Here is a 13,983-nt window from a genome sequence, read left to right as displayed (position 1 = left end):
CTGGGGCGGTTTGGCGGGGCGGGGGCGCGGCGGCGATAGTTCAGCGGTGGACAACGCCGTGACACCCCGACTCCGCCGCCCCGCCTGGGCAGGCCGCAACTACAGCCTGCTCACCGCGGCCGCGGTCGTCACCAATCTGGGCAGCCACGGCGCCCTGATCGCCGCGGCCTTCGCGGTCCTGGACGCCGGAGGCGACGGCGGCGACGTGGGGCTCGTCGCGATGGCGCGCACGATCCCGCTCGTCGTCTTCCTGCTCATCGGCGGCGCGGTCGCCGACCGGCTGCCGCGGCACCACGTGATGGTCGCCGCGAACACCCTCAACTGCCTTTCCCAGGCGGCGTTCGCGGCCCTGGTGCTGCTCGGCGAGCCGCAGCTGTGGCAGATGATGCTGCTCACCGCGCTCGGCGGCACGGGCCAGGCGTTCTTCAGCCCCGCCGCCGAGGGCATGCTGCTCTCCAGTGTCACCGGGGACCAGGCGAGCCGGGCCTTCGCCCTCTTCCGGATGGCGATGCACGGCGCCGCGATCGGCGGTGCGGCACTCGGCGGCGCCCTCATCGCGGCGATCGGGCCCGGCTGGGTGCTCGCCGTGGACGCCGTCGCGTTCGCCGTCGCGGGTGTGCTGCGCGCGTTCCTCCGGGTCTCCGAGGTGCCCGAACGCGCCCCGGGCGGCGGCATGTTGGCCGACCTGCGGGACGGCTGGCGCGAGGTGATCGGCCGGCCCTGGCTGTGGACGATCGTCGTCCAGTTCTCCGTGGTGGTGGCGGTCATCGGCGCGGCCGACGCGGTCTACGGTCCGCTGGTCGCCCGCGACTCGCTCGGCGGCGCGGCGCCCTGGGGGCTCGCCCTCAGCGCGTTCGGCGCGGGCACCATCGCGGGCGCGTTCCTGATGATGCGGTGGAAGCCGCGGCGGCTGCTGCTCGCCGGTTCGCTGTGCGTGTTCCCGCTCGCGCTGCCGTCGGCGGCGCTCGCGGTGCCGCTCCAACTCCCGCTGCTCGCCGCCGCGATGTTCGTCAGCGGCGTCGCCATCGAGGTGTTCGGCGTCTCCTGGATGACGGCCCTGCACCAGGAGATCCCCGAGGACAAGTTCTCCCGGGTCTCCGCGTACGACTGGTTCGGCTCCGTCTCCCTCGTACCCCTCGCGACGGCCCTCGCGGGCCCGGCCGAGACGGCCTTCGGCCGGGACACCGCGCTGTGGGGCTGCGCGACGCTCGTCGTCCTGATGACGGCGGGGGTGCTGTGCGTTCCGGACGTACGACGCCTCACGCGCCGTACGGAACAGGAAGTGGCCCGGTCCGGGGCGGAGGAGACCGGCTCAGCCGACGCTGAAGGCGCCGCCGGGCGGCTCGGGTGAGGCCACCGCGTCCTGCTCGCCCACGGGGCGCGCGTCCCCGACGAACCGGCGCAGCGCCTCCCCGTCGGTGACGCGCGCCGGGAACACGTCCGCGGCGGTGCGCCGGGCCAGGGCGGCGGCGTCGAGCTCGTGGTGCGCGGCGACGAGGACGGCGTTGCCGAAGCGCCTGCCGCGCAGCACGGCGGGCTCGGCGATCAGCAGCAGCTCCTCGAACACCTCCTGGAACGTGGCGAGTTGGGAGCGCAGGAAGGCGAAGGGGGCGCTGTCGGCGAGGTTGGCGAGGTAGACCCCGTCCGGCCGCAGTACGCGCTCGGCCTGGCGCGCGTAGTCGAGGGTGGTCAGGTGCGCGGGCACCCGGGAACCGCCGAACACGTCGCCGACGACGACGTCCGCGCTGTCGTCCGGGGCCGCCTCCAGCCAGGCGCGGGCGTCGGCGTGATGCGTACGGATCCCGGAGTCCGGCGCGAGGGGCAGCTCCTCGGCGACCAGCTCGGCGAGGCCCCGGTCGGCCTCGATCACCTCCTGCACCGACCCGGGCCTGGTCGCGGCGAGGTAGCGGGGCAGGGTGAGGGCGCCGCCGCCGAGGTGCACTGCGTGCAGGGGCTGCCCGTCGTCGGCGGCGAGGTCGAGTACGTGGGCGAGCCTGCGGGCGTACTCGAACTCCAGGTGCGTCGGTTCGTTTAGGTCCACGTACGACTGCGGCGCGCCGTCGACGGTCAGCAGCCAGGCGCGGCTGCGGTCGATGTCCGGCATCAGCTTGGCGAGGCCGTGGTCGACGGCACGGGTCACGGGTATCGGCTCGTCCGCCGGGGGTGTCGAGTGGTCCACGGGGCCATTCTGCCGCTCCACGCGGGGGTTCTTCCCCTCCCCGCGGCTCCTGGGGGCTGCGCCCCCTCGGCCCCGTCCCCAGCTGCCGCGCTGGGGGCGATTTCTTCCCCACCCCACCCCTTCCCGAAAGTCCTCAGCGGACGGCTACTGGGCGCTGCACCCCCTCAGACCCGTCCTCAGCCGCCGCGCTGGGACGACTTCTTCCCCACCCCACCCCTTCCCGAAGTCCTCAGCGGACGGCCGCCCTTCCGGGCCTGACGAGGCCGTCGTTCGGCTGTCGCACCGTCGTGGCCGGTCGCGCAGTTCCCCGCGCCCCTCACGGGGCACTCGAATCCAACCCAGCCCACAAAAAGCAGCCCCTCCGGCGTTTGAGGAGCGGGGGGCCGGGGGCTGGCCCCCGAAGCAGGGTCCGGGGCGGCAGCCCCGAGGCGGGGCGGAGGGGGCGGTACCCCACCCCGCCCCTTCCCGAAAGTCCTCGCGGACGGCCGCCCCTCCGGGCCCGGCGAGGCCGTCATTCGGCTGTCGCACCGTCGTGGCCGGTCGCGCAGTTCCCCGCGCCCCTCACGGGGCACTCGAATCCAACCCAGCCCACAAAAAGCAGCCCCTCCGGCGTTTGAGGAGCGGGGGCCGGGACTGGCCCCCGAAGCGGGGGCGGGGGCGGCAGCCATGGGGAGCAGGGCCTAGGGGCGCCAGCCCCGAAATGGGGGGCCGGGGCGCAGCCCCGGGGGAGCGGGGTCCAGGGGCGGCAGCCCCTGGGGAGCCGAGGCCCAGGGGGGGGCGGCAGCCCCGGGGAAGCCGGGGGGGGCGCAGGCCCCGGGGCTGGCCGCAGGACTTTCGGGAAGGGGCGGGGTGGGGAAACGCTCAGCCCCGCCACACCCGCCCCACCGACTCCACGCACGCCCCCGCCTGCGCAAGCCCCGCTCGGGCGGCCGGGGCCCGGCGGGTCGGGTCGAGGGTTCGGCGGCCGAAGGCGCGCCGCGCCGCCGCGTCCGGCGTGATCAGCGTGACCCGCGCCCCCTCGGCTTCGAGCCGCTCCGCCTGCCGGCGAGGCGACGGCAGCGGCCCGCCGCCCGCCGGCTGCGGAGCGAGGATGACGACCCGTGCGTACCCGCTCGCGAGGTGGACGTTGGCGCAGGAGTGGATGCCGCCGTCGATCCACTTCCGCCCCTCGATCGTGACGGCGGGCCACACCCCGGGCACCGCACAGCTCGCCGCGACCGCGTCCACGACCGGCACGCCGCTGGCCGCGTCGAAGGCGCGCAGCTCGCCCGTGCCCGCGTCGACCGCGGTGACGAGCAGCCGGCGCTCCGGCCAGCTGTGGGAGACGAGGCGCCGCGCGATCACCTCCCGCCGCGCCGCCTCGTCCCCTGCGTCCGCGGCGACGGCGAGCGCGCCGAGCTTCCTGCCGTACGCCTCGGGTGTGCGCGAGCCGAGGACGGCGCGGGCGTACTTGAGGACCAGGCCCGCGCCCAGCTGCCCGGGGATCTCCCCTGCGGGATCGGCGAGTTGGCGCTCGTACAGCTCGGGCAGCGTGAGTTTGCCGGAGGTCAGCTGGGCGCCGACGACCGAGCCCGCGGAGGAGCCGACGACGAGGTCGGCGTCGCTGAGGTCGACGCCCGCCTCGGCGAGCCCGTGCAGCACGCCGATCTCCCAGCCGACTCCGGTGAGCCCGCCCGCTCCGAGCACCAGTGCCGTCTCCGCCATAACCGCCGCCCCTCCGTCGTACCGCCTACGCTGCCTGTGTCGCTTCGGGCAAGGAGTGTGTCGTACGCCGACGGGGGACGCTCAACCGGCCCCCGCCCGCCGGGAGTTCAGGGGCCGATGGAGCCGATGGGACCGATGGGGCCGATGGGACCGATGTTCTTCAGGGCCTCCCGTACCGACAGCGGCGCGAGCCGGTCGGCGTGCTCGGCGACGAAGGTCCGTACCGCCTCCGGGTCCGTCTTCGCGTACTCCCGCAGGCACCAGCCGACCGCCTTGCGGACGAAGAAATCGGGGTGCCCGGAGCGGCGCAGGCAGTAGCCGAAGAGGCGCTCGGTGTCGGTGGCGTCCTTGAAGCGCAGCTGGTGCAGCAGGGCCGCGCGGGCCACCCACAGGTCGTCGTCCTCGATCCAGTCGTCCATGTCCCGCTTCAGGCCGGGGTCGGCGGCGACGAGTCCGCCGACGACGTGCGCGGCGAGCAGATCCACCGTGTCCCACCAGGGCACGGTGGCCACGAGATGCCGGGCCACGGGCAGGAACGCGGACGAGCAGACGCGCACGTACCACCGCAGGTAGTCCACCGCGAAGTAGTGGTACTCGCGCTCCGGCAGTCGCCAGCAGCGCAGTGCGACCGCCGCGCAGTCCGCCTCGTCCGGCCGCGGCAGCCCGTCGAGCACGGCGCGGGACAGCGCCCGCCGCTCGGTCGCCATGATCCCGAGGAACGGCGCGACGCCCTTCATGTACGCGGCCAGCTCCCCCGCCCTGTCGGGGTCCGCGCCCTCGGGGTACGTGCGGACGAGGCGCGCGAGCACCTCGTCGGCGAGCTCGCTCGCCGGCACGGACAGGGGTTCCCAGGCGCACATGAGACGCACCATACGGCGATCACACATATGTGTCGGTTAGTCTCCCCGGATGTTCGAACCCGTGCCAGAGCCCGCGGCCGCCGCTCCCCAGGGCCTCGCCGTGCGCTTCGGCCGCGCGCTGCTCGCCCCGTGGTCCCGGCTCGCCCTGCTCGTCGTGCTGCTCGCGGCGGCCGGCACCAGCGTCCTCGTCCTCGAACCGCAGCGGCTGCTCGCCGACGGCTGGCCGGTGCAGCTGAACGGCGCGGCGGCGGTGGTCGTGTTCGCCGTCGCGTACGGCCTGTGCACCGCGGCGTTCGTCCCACGGCCGCTGCTCAACCTGGCCGCGGGCGCCCTGTTCGGTACGCAGGCGGGGCTCGTCGGGGCGCTCGCGGGCACGGTCATCGGCGCGGGGCTGGCCTTCGGCCTGGGCCGGGTGCTCGGGCAGGACGCGCTGCGCCCGCTGCTGCGCGGCCGCGTCGTGCACGCGGTGGACGGCCAGCTGAGCCGGCACGGATTCCGTTCGACCCTCGCCGCGCGGCTCTTTCCCGGAGTGCCGTTCTGGGCGGCCAACTACTGCGCCTCCATCTCCCGGATGGGCTGGTTCCCCTTCCTCCTGGCCACCGGCCTCGGCTCGATCCCGAACACCGCGGCGTACGTGGTGGCGGGCAGCCGGGCGAGCACGCCGACGTCCCCCGCGTTCCTCGTCGCCATGGGGTTCATCGCCCTGACCGGACTCGCCGCGGCGATCGTCGCCTGGTGCAAGCGCCACAAGCTGCGCGGCGACGGCGCCGAGGGGTGACGGCCGCCCCGTCTCCGGGCGCGACGCACGGACCCGGCTCTCCAGCAGGGACGGCCCGAGCTCTCCGGGCAGGCACAGCCCGAACTCTCCAGCAGGCGCAGCCTCTCCGGGCAGGCGCAGCCCCAGCTCTCCGGGCAGGCGCAGCCCGTGAACGGGGCCCCGAACGGCTGCCGCTACGCTTCCCCTGAACAACGGCGACGATCACAAGAGTCAGATGCTTAAGCCGACACCTCGTCCGTCCATCCACTCAGGGGTCCTGACCTGCCAGTTCGCTGGTCAGTCCATGATCAGCACGCGAATGGCCTAGCACCCAATGTCTTGGTTCGAATCCTTCATCCTCGGACTCGTGCAGGGGCTCACCGAGTTCCTCCCCATCTCCTCCAGCGCGCATCTGCGCCTCACGGCCGCCTTCGCCGGCTGGCACGATCCCGGGGCCGCGTTCACCGCCATCACGCAGATCGGCACGGAGACCGCGGTCCTCATCTACTTCCGCAAGGACATCGCCCGGATCATCTCGGCCTGGTTCCGCTCGCTCACGAACAAGGAGATGCGCGGCGACCACGACGCCCAGATGGGCTGGCTGGTGATCGTCGGCTCGATCCCGATCGGCGTCCTCGGCATCACGCTCAAGGACCAGATCGAGGGCCCGTTCCGCGATCTGCGGCTGATCGCCACCACGCTGATCGGGATGGGCATCGTCCTCGGCATCGCCGACCGCCTCGCCGCCCGCGACGAGGCCGGCGGCCGCCACCGCGCCCTCCGCGAGCGCAAGACCCTGAAGGAACTCGGCGTACGCGACGGACTGATCTTCGGCGTCTGCCAGGCCATGGCCCTGATCCCGGGCGTCTCCCGCTCCGGCGCGACCATCAGCGGCGGCCTGCTCATGGGCTACACCCGCGAGGCCGCCGCCCGCTACTCCTTCCTGCTCGCCATCCCCGCCGTACTCGCCTCGGGCGCCTACGAGTTGAAGGACGCGGGCGAGGGCCATGTCTCGTGGGGCCCGACGATCTTCGCGACGGTCATCGCCTTCGTGGTCGGTTACGCGGTCATCGCCTGGTTCATGAAGTTCATCACCACGAAGTCCTTCATGCCGTTCGTGTACTACCGCGTCGTCCTCGGCATCGTCCTGTTCATCCTGGTCGGCATGGGCGTACTGAGCCCGCACGCGGGCGAGTCCGCGGGCTGAGCCACGAAGGCGTCGACGCTGCTCAGGAGTTGAGCGTCACTGCTGCGGCGGGTCGTCCTGGCCCTTGGCCTGCTGGTCCGTGCCCAGCTGCTGCTTGAGCTTCTCCTGGGCGGTGTCGACGTGCTTGCTGTACTTGCCCTGCGTCTTCTCGTCGACCATGTCACCGGCCTTGTCGACGCCCTGACCGGCCTTCTCCTCGTGGCCCTTGATCATCTGCTTCAGCTTGTCCATCACAGACATGGCAGTCCTCCTGCTCTGCTGTACGGGTTCCTCCAGCATCCCGGACCTGCGCGCGGGGTGCATCCGCTGAGCCGCGTCGCCGGTTCCGCCGCAGTTCACAGCCCTCGCGGCGGTTCTCGCGGATAGAAGGCGGCGGTTCTGGCCTACGGAAAAGGGGCTGCCTCGCGCCCGTACCACTCCGTACGGTGCCCTGGTGGTCATCATGCGGAGTCATCTCGTCTGCCTCGGCTGCCGGCACGCGTTCAAGAAGGCGTCGCCGCAGCCCGTCCCCTGCCCCTCCTGCGGGGAGCCGATGATCGACGCCGGGGAGCAACTCGCCGTACCGCCGCGCCGGGACGTCGACGGGTGGCGGGCCCTGGCCGTGGTCCTCGAAGCCGGCCTGCGCTTCCGCCCGACCTGCGGCTGCATGCCGGACGGGCCCGGCTACCGGCCCCGCACCCTGCGCGAGGTCCGCGAACGCCAGGAGGTCGCCGCCCGAACCGGCCGCCCCCTCGCGGAAGTTCTCGCCGATCCCGACCCGTGGTCCGACGAGCGGCGGGACTGACGTCGGCGGAAGGAGGCGTTCCGCAGGGTGACTTCCGCGCATATTGCCGTGGGTGTGACCGGATAGGCACAGAAGTCGCCTGCAGAGCACGGCCGTTGTCAGACCCAGGCCCTAGACTCTTTCACATGATCGCCACTTCGCCCGAGGGTGCCCCGTGGTCCGCAGACGAGTTGAACGAGCGGATACGCGGCCTGATGCTGTGCTCCGGCGGGCGGTTGAGCGATGAACAGCGTGCTGAGTACCAGGTGCTCGTCGTCGCCTGGTCCGCAGCCGTTCGTGAAGAGGTCGTGAAGGTCGCCTGACCGGCAGGCGACCGCGAACGGACGGCGACCCGACAGCGACCGGTCCGCGCACGCCCCTTGGCCTCACGGCTCCGGGGGACAACACTGAATCGATGACGCAGCGTGTGGACCTCGCAACCGTGATGGACCGGCTGGCCATCGACGCCCTCATCACCGACTACGCCGTGGCCGTCGACGACGGCGACTGGCTCGCGTACCGCAGCCTCTTCAGCCCCGACGGCCGCGCCGACTACAGCTCCGCCGGCGGCGTCGAAGGCGCGGCCGACGAGGTCGCCGAGTGGCTGGCCGACACCCTCCAGCTCTTCCCGATGCGCCAGCACCTGATCGTGAACCGCAGACTCCGCTTCGGCCCGCTCGACGGGGACGTCGGCGACACCGCCGAGGTGCAGGCCGACTACACCAACCCGATGCGCACCTGGCCCGACGGCGGCGCCCCGGACTTCGAGTGCGGCGGGCGGTACGTGTTCTCGGTGCTGCGCACCCGCATCGGCTGGCGGGTCACGAGGGTCGTCGTACGCGAGAAGTGGCGCCGGATCGCCATCGAGGGGCGGGACGCGGACGGCCTGCGGGAGCAGCCGCCCGCACCGCGCCCGCAACCCGACCACTCCTCCTGACCACGGCTCCTCCTGACCACCGCTCCTCCCGACCACCGCTCCACCTGACCGGAACGACCCGCTCGGCGCGCCCTCGCGCCGCGGACCACGTCCTCTGTCGAAGATCGCGGAGCGGGAGCACACTGGACGTACGCACGCACCGGATGTCCGGCGCCGAGGGAGGCACGGCATGGAGCTGACCGGCTGGTCGACCGGCGCACTGCGCAGAGCCGGCTTCCGGGACGGCGGCCCGAAGGGCCTGCCCCAGCCCCGGCGCACCACGAACCGGCACTTCGGTCGGCACTTCGGACACGACCGGCAGGACCGGCAGGACCGGCAGGACCGGCGCGATCGGCAGGATCGACGGGATCAGCACGACCGGCAGGACCGGCGGGACCGGCAGCCGTCCGGGCGGGCGCGGAGCGGTGTGCGCGGGCGGCTGCTCGACTCCCGCTGGGGCCGGGCCGCCCTCTGCGTCCTGGCGGGCGCGCTGCCGGCGCTCGCGTTTCCCGAACCGTCCTGGTGGTGGTTCGCCTACGTCGCGCTCGTGCCCTGGCTGCTGCTCGCCCGCTCGGCGCCGACGGCGCGCAGGGCCGCGTACGACGGCTGGCTCGGCGGGTTCGGCTTCATGCTCGCGGTGCATCACTGGCTGCTGCCGAGTCTGCACGTCTTCACGTTCGTGATCGCCGCGCTGCTCGGCGCGCTGTGGGCGCCCTGGGGGCTGCTCGTACGGCGGCTGCTCGGCGGTTCGCCCGCGCCGCGGCGGGTGGCGGCGGCCCTGGTGCTCGTGCCCAGCGCCTGGCTGATGGTCGAACTGGTCCGGTCCTGGGAGGGGTTGGGCGGGCCGTGGGGTCTGCTCGGGTCGAGCCAGTGGCAGGTCGAGCCCGCGCTGCGGGTCGCGTCGGTGGGCGGGGTGTGGCTGGTGAGCCTGCTCGTCGTCGCCGTGAACACCGCGTGCGCCGCGCTGATCGCCGTCCGGCGGGCACGCGTCCCGGCGGTCGCCGGAGTCCTCGCCGTGGCCGTCGCGGCGTGCGCGGCCTGGGCGTGGGCGCCGCGCCCCCAGCCGGCCGGCTCGGCGCGGGTCGCCGTCGTACAGCCCGGCGTGAACGGCGGGGCGGTCGGCGCCGCGAAGCGCTTCGCGAGCGAGGAGGCCCTGACCCGCACGCTGGCCGGGCGCGGTCTCGACCTGGTCGTCTGGGGCGAGAGCAGCGTCGGGTACGACCTGGCCACGCGACCCGACCTGGCGCAGCGGATCGCGCGGCTGTCCCGGGAGGTGGGCGCGCAGATCCTGGTGAACGTGGACGCGCGCCGCTCCGACAAGCCCGGCATCTTCAAGTCCGCGATCCTCGTGGGCCCCGAGGGTCCGACCGGCGACCGCTACGACAAGATGCGGCTCGTGCCGTTCGGCGAGTACGTGCCGATGCGCGGCCTGCTCGGCTGGGCCACCTCCGTCGGCAAGGCCGCGGGTGAGGACCGCAGGCGCGGCACCGCACCCGTCGTACTGCCGGTGTCGGGCCGGGCGGACGCCCCCGCCGGGCGGGCCTGGGGGAAGGTGGGGCCGCTGGTGTGCTTCGAGACGGCGTTCCCCGACATGAGCCGCCACCTGACGCGCTCCGGCGCGCAGTTGCTGCTCGCGCAGTCGGCGACGTCGACGTTCCAGGACAGCTGGGCGCCCGAGCAGCACGCCTCGCTCGCCGCGGTGCGCGCCGCCGAGAACGGCCGCCCGATGGTGCACGCCACGCTCACCGGCGTCTCCGCGGTGCACGGCCCGGACGGCGCGCGCGTCGGCGGCACCATCGGCACGGACGAGAGCACGGCCCGGACGTACGACGTCCCGCTCGCCACCGGCACCACGCTCTACGTCCGCTTCGGCGACTGGCCGGTGTACGGGGCGGTGGCGGCGCTCGCCCTGCTGTGCGCGGTCGAGGCGGTACGGGCGGTCAGGCGCCGGGGCGACGGGAGCCGGCCGCGAGCGACTCCCGCACCACCCGCTCGCACAGCTCATGCGTCGCGAGCGCGTCGCGAGCGCTGAGCACCCGACCGGCGCGCACCGCGTCGAGGAAGGCGTGCACCGCCTGCTCGATGCCGCGCTGCCGCGCCACCGGCACCCAGTCGCCGCGCCTGCGGATCGTGGGCTGGCCCTTGTGGTCGACGACCTCGGCGAGGTTGCGCACCTCGCGCTTGGTGTCCTGGCCCGAGACCTCGAGGATCTCCTCGGTCGAGCCACTGAGCCGGTTCATGATGCCGAGCGCGGTGAACCCGTCACCGGCGAGCTGCAGCACCACGTGGTGCATCAGGCCCTCGCGGACGCGGGCGCGCACGGAGATGTCGTCGACCGGACCGGGCACGAGGAACCGCAGGGTGTCGACGACGTGGATGAAGTCGTCGAGCACCATCGTCCGCGGGTCCTCCGGCAGGCCGACCCGGTTCTTCTGCATCACGATCAGCTCGCGCGGATGGTCGGCGCACTGCTCGTACCCGGGCGCGAGGCGCCGGTTGAAGCCGACGGCGAGGCTGACGTTCCGCTCCTCGGCGAGCTCCACCAGCCGCTCGGACGCGGCGAGTTCGTACGCGAGCGGCTTGTCGACGTACGTGGGCACGCCCGCTTCGAGGAGCCGCGTGACGATCTCGGGGTGCGCCGCGGTGGGCGCGTGCACGAACGCCGCGTCGAGGCCCTGGGCGATGATCCCGTCGAGGTCCGCGTGGGCCTGCTCGACGGGCACGCGGTATGCGGCGGCGACGCGTTCGAGCGTGGCGGGCGTCCGCGTCTGCAGGTGCAGCTCGACCCCGGGGAGGGTGCCGAGGACGGGCAGATAGGCCTTCTGCGCGATGTCGCCGAGCCCGATGCAGCCGACCTTCACGTGCGTGCTCCCTGCTGTGCGCGGTGGTACGAGGCTCAGCAGCATACGTGCGGCCGGGGCGGCCGGGCGGCCGGGATGGCTATGGCTGTTGGGGTTGCCGGGGCGGGCGGACCTGCTGGGGCGGTTGGACCTGCTGGGGCGGTTGGACCTGCCGGGGCGGTTGGACCTGCCGGGGCGGTTGGACCTGCTGGGGCGGTTGCCAGTCCACGATGCCGTCGAGGGTGCGCAGGACCAGGTTCGGGCCGAGCCGGTCGACGCCCGCGATCAGCGCGTTCCGAAGGAGCGCCACCGGGCGGCTGAGGCGTGTGGTGTTGATGCGGCCCGTGCGGTACGCCTTGGCGACGATGCCCATCGTGCGCGGCAGCCGCTCCGCCGAGTACGCCGCGAGGGCGGGGCCGGGCTCCCGCTCCGGGTCGGCGTGGTGGGCGAGGACCACCGCGTCCTCGATCGCCTGGTTGCCGCCCTGGCCGAGGCTGGGCGTCATCGCGTGCGCGGCGTCGCCGAGCAGGGCGACCCGGCCCCGGTGGTACGCGGGCAGGGCGTGGCGCATGTAGTACACGTCGTGCCGCAGGATCTGCTCGGGCCGCGCGCTGTCGAGGATCGTCGGGATCGGCTCGTGCCAGTGCCCGAACCTCCGTATCAGCTCCGCCCGTTCGCCGCCGGGAGCCTGCCATCCTGCGGGCACTCCGGCGGCCGCGTACGCGTACGCCGTTCCGTCCTTCATCAGGTGCGAGCCCCACAGCTCGCCGCGGCCCCACGTCTCGTGCGAGCCGAAGTGCCGCTCGGGCGCCGGCACGACGACCCGCCAGGTGGTGAATCCCGCGTACGTCGGTCCGGGGTGGCCGGGGAACAGGGCCGCGCGCACCCCGGAGTTGATGCCGTCGGCGCCCAGCACGAGCTCGGCCTCCAGGTCGCCCTCGTCGGTGGTGACCGTCGCGGGCCTGCCCGGTCCGCCCGGGTCGGCGAGGCGCGCGGCCAGGCCGGTGCGGACGGCGTCCTTCGGCAGCCGGGAGCGGAGCACGTCGACCAGGGTGGCGCGGTGCAGCAGCACGAGGGAGCCGCCGAAGCGCTCGGCGACCGCTTCGCTGCTGGTGCGCGAGAGCCAGCGGCCGCCGGGCGTGCGCAGGCCGCCGTCCCGCTGCCAGGCGGCGAGCGCGCGGATCTCGTCGCCGAGTCCGATGACATCGAGGGCGCGCTGGGCGTTGGGCGAGAGGGAGATGCCCGCGCCCACCGGCTCCAGGGCGGGCGAGCGCTCCAGGACGGTCACGGCCCAGCCCCGCTGGTGCAGCGCCGCGGCCGCGGTGAGGCCGCCGACGCCGCCTCCGATCACGATGGCCCGGACCATGAATCCTCCTCGCGACGAGACCGTTCACTACACCTGTAGTACTTACGGGAACGAGGTTACTACAGGTGTAGTCGCAACCGATAGGGTGCCCTCATGCCCGACCCCACGCCCGCACCCGCTCCTGAACCCGTCGCCCGTGCACCGCGCGCCTCCCGCACTGCTGGCACCTCCCGCGCCCCCCGTGCCTCCTCCCGCACCTCCTCCCGTGCCGAGTTGATCGCCGACACCGCGATCACGCTGCTCGCCCGGCGCGGCATGCGCGGCCTCACGCACCGCGCGGTCGACGAGGCGGCGGGCCTGCCGCAGGGCTCCACCTCCAATCACGCGCGCACCCGGCTCGCTCTCCTGGAGGCGACCGTGCGACGGCAGGCGGAGCGCGAGGCGCAGACGCTGATGCCGGCGGAGGCGCCCGACCCCGAGGGCGGCGTCGAGGCCCTGGCCGACACCCTCGCCCTCGCCCTGCACCGCGCCCTGACGGAGCACCGCGAACTGACCGTCTCCCGCTACGAGTTGGCCCTCGAAGCCACCCGACGCCCGGAGCTGCGCGCCTTCTACGACGAGCAGGGCGCCCAGTTCCGCACCGCGGTGGAGGCCATGCTGAGGGCGGTCGGCTCCCGGGACCCGCGCCGCCACACTCTGTCGCTCGTGGCCTGGAGCGACGGCCTGATGTTGTCCTGCACGGCTGGCTCGTACCACGCGGAGGTCCCGAGCCTCGACGAACTGCGCACCGGTTTCCGGGAGATGCTGGGCGGGATGGTGGGGCCGGGTGGCCAGGTGTAGCAGCCGGGGTTCACCCGTGCGGGGCAATCCCTTGCCGATCTCTCGCTCAAGAGGCCGTCCGCACAGCAGAGTTGCGCAGATGCACCGTACGAGGACCGCAGCGACCCTGCTCATCACGTTGACCGCCTCGGCCGTCAGCGGCTGTGTCTCCGTGGGCGGGGCCGTGGCCCCACAGTCCCGGGCCGACGCCGCCGAGCCCCAGCCCCTTCCGCAGGCCGACCGCGGCGGCTCCGAGCCACGACTGGTCACGGCCCCGGCGCATGAGGCGTTACGGATGATGGCGCCGGCCGCCCCCGAGTCCGTCGACTCCCTGCGCACCCCCGAGCGGCCGAAGCGCGACCGCTCCCCCGCGTCCGCCGCCTCGGGCCCCGGCCCCGACTCCGGTTCGGACACGGCCCGGGGAGGCGGCCCCGCACAGTCGGAGCAGCAGGGGCGGCACCGACGCGCGGCCGGCGCCTCCCCTCTGCCCGGAGTCCACCTACCCCCCGAGTCCCTGCTGCCCGGCACCGATCTCTGCGGTCTCGGCGAGCGGTACGGGCGCTGGGCCCCGGAGAGCCCGCAGGCCCGCATCTGCCGTGCCGAGTACGGGAGTTGAAGTACGGGTTGAAGTA

General features: G+C 73.8%; 15 protein-coding genes. 9 read left to right on the top strand and 6 right to left on the bottom strand.

Features of this window, described 5'->3' with window-relative positions; genetic code table 11:
- Positions 1-46 precede the first annotated feature (46 nt).
- Positions 47-1,351 carry an MFS transporter gene (locus tag QIS96_RS27475; protein ID WP_282545450.1) on the top strand — a complete coding sequence of 435 codons (1,305 nt, stop codon included), beginning with the start codon at positions 47-49 and terminating at the stop codon, positions 1,349-1,351.
- On the opposite strand, the gene QIS96_RS27470 is transcribed toward QIS96_RS27475, so the two are convergent.
- The 3 genes from QIS96_RS27470 to QIS96_RS27460 all read right to left on the bottom strand — a co-directional run bounded on the left by QIS96_RS27470 (position 1,313) and on the right by QIS96_RS27460 (position 4,743).
- A complete protein-coding gene (locus QIS96_RS27470; RefSeq protein WP_282545470.1) occupies positions 1,313-2,104 on the bottom strand; it encodes a spermidine synthase in 792 nt (263 codons plus the stop codon). The two genes, QIS96_RS27475 and QIS96_RS27470, sit on opposite strands and share 39 nt — an antisense overlap.
- 936 nt (positions 2,105-3,040) lie before the next feature.
- A complete protein-coding gene (locus QIS96_RS27465) occupies positions 3,041-3,883 on the bottom strand; it encodes a patatin-like phospholipase family protein (RefSeq protein WP_282545449.1) in 843 nt (280 codons plus the stop codon).
- 107 nt (positions 3,884-3,990) lie between these two features.
- Entirely contained in the window at positions 3,991-4,743 is a 753-nt protein-coding gene (locus QIS96_RS27460) for a DNA alkylation repair protein (RefSeq protein ID WP_282545448.1), read from the bottom strand.
- 49 nt (positions 4,744-4,792) lie between these two features.
- On the opposite strand from QIS96_RS27460, the gene QIS96_RS27455 reads away from it, so the two are divergent.
- Both QIS96_RS27455 and QIS96_RS27450 read left to right on the top strand, forming a co-directional pair.
- On the top strand, positions 4,793-5,521 hold the full coding sequence (locus QIS96_RS27455; protein ID WP_282545447.1) for a TVP38/TMEM64 family protein: 729 nt from the start codon (positions 4,793-4,795) through the stop codon (positions 5,519-5,521).
- A 313-nt stretch (positions 5,522-5,834) separates the two neighbouring features.
- Complete coding sequence (locus QIS96_RS27450) at positions 5,835-6,707, top strand: undecaprenyl-diphosphate phosphatase (protein ID WP_282545446.1); 873 nt, start codon at positions 5,835-5,837, stop codon at positions 6,705-6,707.
- A 36-nt stretch (positions 6,708-6,743) separates the two neighbouring features.
- Here QIS96_RS27450 and QIS96_RS27445 read toward each other — a convergent pair whose 3' ends face one another.
- Positions 6,744-6,947, bottom strand: coding sequence for an antitoxin (locus QIS96_RS27445; protein WP_282545445.1), 204 nt, complete (start codon positions 6,945-6,947; stop codon positions 6,744-6,746).
- A gap of 202 nt (positions 6,948-7,149) precedes the next feature.
- On the opposite strand from QIS96_RS27445, the gene QIS96_RS27440 reads away from it, so the two are divergent.
- The 4 genes from QIS96_RS27440 to lnt all read left to right on the top strand — a co-directional run bounded on the left by QIS96_RS27440 (position 7,150) and on the right by lnt (position 10,418).
- Positions 7,150-7,491, top strand: a complete 342-nt coding sequence (locus QIS96_RS27440) for a deoxyxylulose-5-phosphate synthase (protein ID WP_349017420.1) — start codon at positions 7,150-7,152, stop codon at positions 7,489-7,491.
- A gap of 125 nt (positions 7,492-7,616) precedes the next feature.
- A complete protein-coding gene (locus tag QIS96_RS27435) occupies positions 7,617-7,793 on the top strand; it encodes a hypothetical protein (protein ID WP_282545443.1) in 177 nt (58 codons plus the stop codon).
- Positions 7,794-7,885: 92 nt separating this feature from the next.
- The gene (locus QIS96_RS27430) at positions 7,886-8,407 is read left to right on the top strand and encodes a nuclear transport factor 2 family protein (protein ID WP_282545442.1); all 522 of its coding nucleotides are present in this window, start codon (positions 7,886-7,888) and stop codon (positions 8,405-8,407) included.
- A gap of 169 nt (positions 8,408-8,576) precedes the next feature.
- A complete protein-coding gene (gene lnt / locus QIS96_RS27425; RefSeq protein ID WP_282545441.1) occupies positions 8,577-10,418 on the top strand; it encodes an apolipoprotein N-acyltransferase in 1,842 nt (613 codons plus the stop codon).
- On the opposite strand, the gene QIS96_RS27420 is transcribed toward lnt, so the two are convergent.
- Positions 10,327-11,247: a Gfo/Idh/MocA family protein gene (locus tag QIS96_RS27420; RefSeq protein ID WP_282545440.1), complete on the bottom strand. Its 921-nt coding sequence runs from the start codon at positions 11,245-11,247 to the stop codon at positions 10,327-10,329. The two genes, lnt and QIS96_RS27420, sit on opposite strands and share 92 nt — an antisense overlap.
- A 79-nt stretch (positions 11,248-11,326) precedes the next feature.
- Positions 11,327-12,592, bottom strand: a complete 1,266-nt coding sequence (locus QIS96_RS27415) for an FAD-dependent monooxygenase (RefSeq protein WP_282545439.1) — start codon at positions 12,590-12,592, stop codon at positions 11,327-11,329.
- Between the two features lie 93 nt (positions 12,593-12,685).
- Here QIS96_RS27415 and QIS96_RS27410 point away from each other — a divergent pair, with 93 nt between their 5' ends.
- Positions 12,686-13,372, top strand: coding sequence for a TetR/AcrR family transcriptional regulator (locus QIS96_RS27410; RefSeq protein ID WP_282545438.1), 687 nt, complete (start codon positions 12,686-12,688; stop codon positions 13,370-13,372).
- A gap of 79 nt (positions 13,373-13,451) precedes the next feature.
- Entirely contained in the window at positions 13,452-13,967 is a 516-nt protein-coding gene (locus QIS96_RS27405; RefSeq protein WP_282545437.1) for a hypothetical protein, read from the top strand.
- The last annotated feature ends 16 nt before the right edge of the window (positions 13,968-13,983 follow it).

The sequence above is a fragment of the Streptomyces cavernicola genome (genome assembly GCF_029968035.1).
Lineage (GTDB): Bacteria > Actinomycetota > Actinomycetes > Streptomycetales > Streptomycetaceae > Streptomyces > Streptomyces cavernicola.
The sequence above is the reverse complement of the archived record's forward strand: the minus strand, read 5'-3'. Positions and strand labels throughout refer to the sequence as shown.

Excerpts from the sequence above, each read along its gene's own strand:
- QIS96_RS27415 (WP_282545439.1), bottom strand. The coding sequence starts at position 12,592 with ATGGTCCGGGCCATCGTGATCGGAGGCGGCGTCGGCGGCCTCACCGCG.
- QIS96_RS27455 (WP_282545447.1), top strand. The coding sequence starts at position 4,793 with ATGTTCGAACCCGTGCCAGAGCCCGCGGCCGCCGCTCCCCAGGGCCTC.
- QIS96_RS27430 (WP_282545442.1), top strand. The coding sequence starts at position 7,886 with ATGACGCAGCGTGTGGACCTCGCAACCGTGATGGACCGGCTGGCCATC.
- QIS96_RS27405 (WP_282545437.1), top strand. The coding sequence starts at position 13,452 with ATGCACCGTACGAGGACCGCAGCGACCCTGCTCATCACGTTGACCGCC.
- QIS96_RS27470 (WP_282545470.1), bottom strand. The coding sequence starts at position 2,104 with ATGCCGGACATCGACCGCAGCCGCGCCTGGCTGCTGACCGTCGACGGC.
- QIS96_RS27410 (WP_282545438.1), top strand. The coding sequence starts at position 12,686 with ATGCCCGACCCCACGCCCGCACCCGCTCCTGAACCCGTCGCCCGTGCA.
- QIS96_RS27465 (WP_282545449.1), bottom strand. The coding sequence starts at position 3,883 with ATGGCGGAGACGGCACTGGTGCTCGGAGCGGGCGGGCTCACCGGAGTC.
- QIS96_RS27450 (WP_282545446.1), top strand. The coding sequence starts at position 5,835 with ATGTCTTGGTTCGAATCCTTCATCCTCGGACTCGTGCAGGGGCTCACC.
- QIS96_RS27435 (WP_282545443.1), top strand. The coding sequence starts at position 7,617 with ATGATCGCCACTTCGCCCGAGGGTGCCCCGTGGTCCGCAGACGAGTTG.
- lnt (WP_282545441.1), top strand. The coding sequence starts at position 8,577 with ATGGAGCTGACCGGCTGGTCGACCGGCGCACTGCGCAGAGCCGGCTTC.
- QIS96_RS27440 (WP_349017420.1), top strand. The coding sequence starts at position 7,150 with ATGCGGAGTCATCTCGTCTGCCTCGGCTGCCGGCACGCGTTCAAGAAG.
- QIS96_RS27460 (WP_282545448.1), bottom strand. The coding sequence starts at position 4,743 with ATGTGCGCCTGGGAACCCCTGTCCGTGCCGGCGAGCGAGCTCGCCGAC.
- QIS96_RS27445 (WP_282545445.1), bottom strand. The coding sequence starts at position 6,947 with ATGTCTGTGATGGACAAGCTGAAGCAGATGATCAAGGGCCACGAGGAG.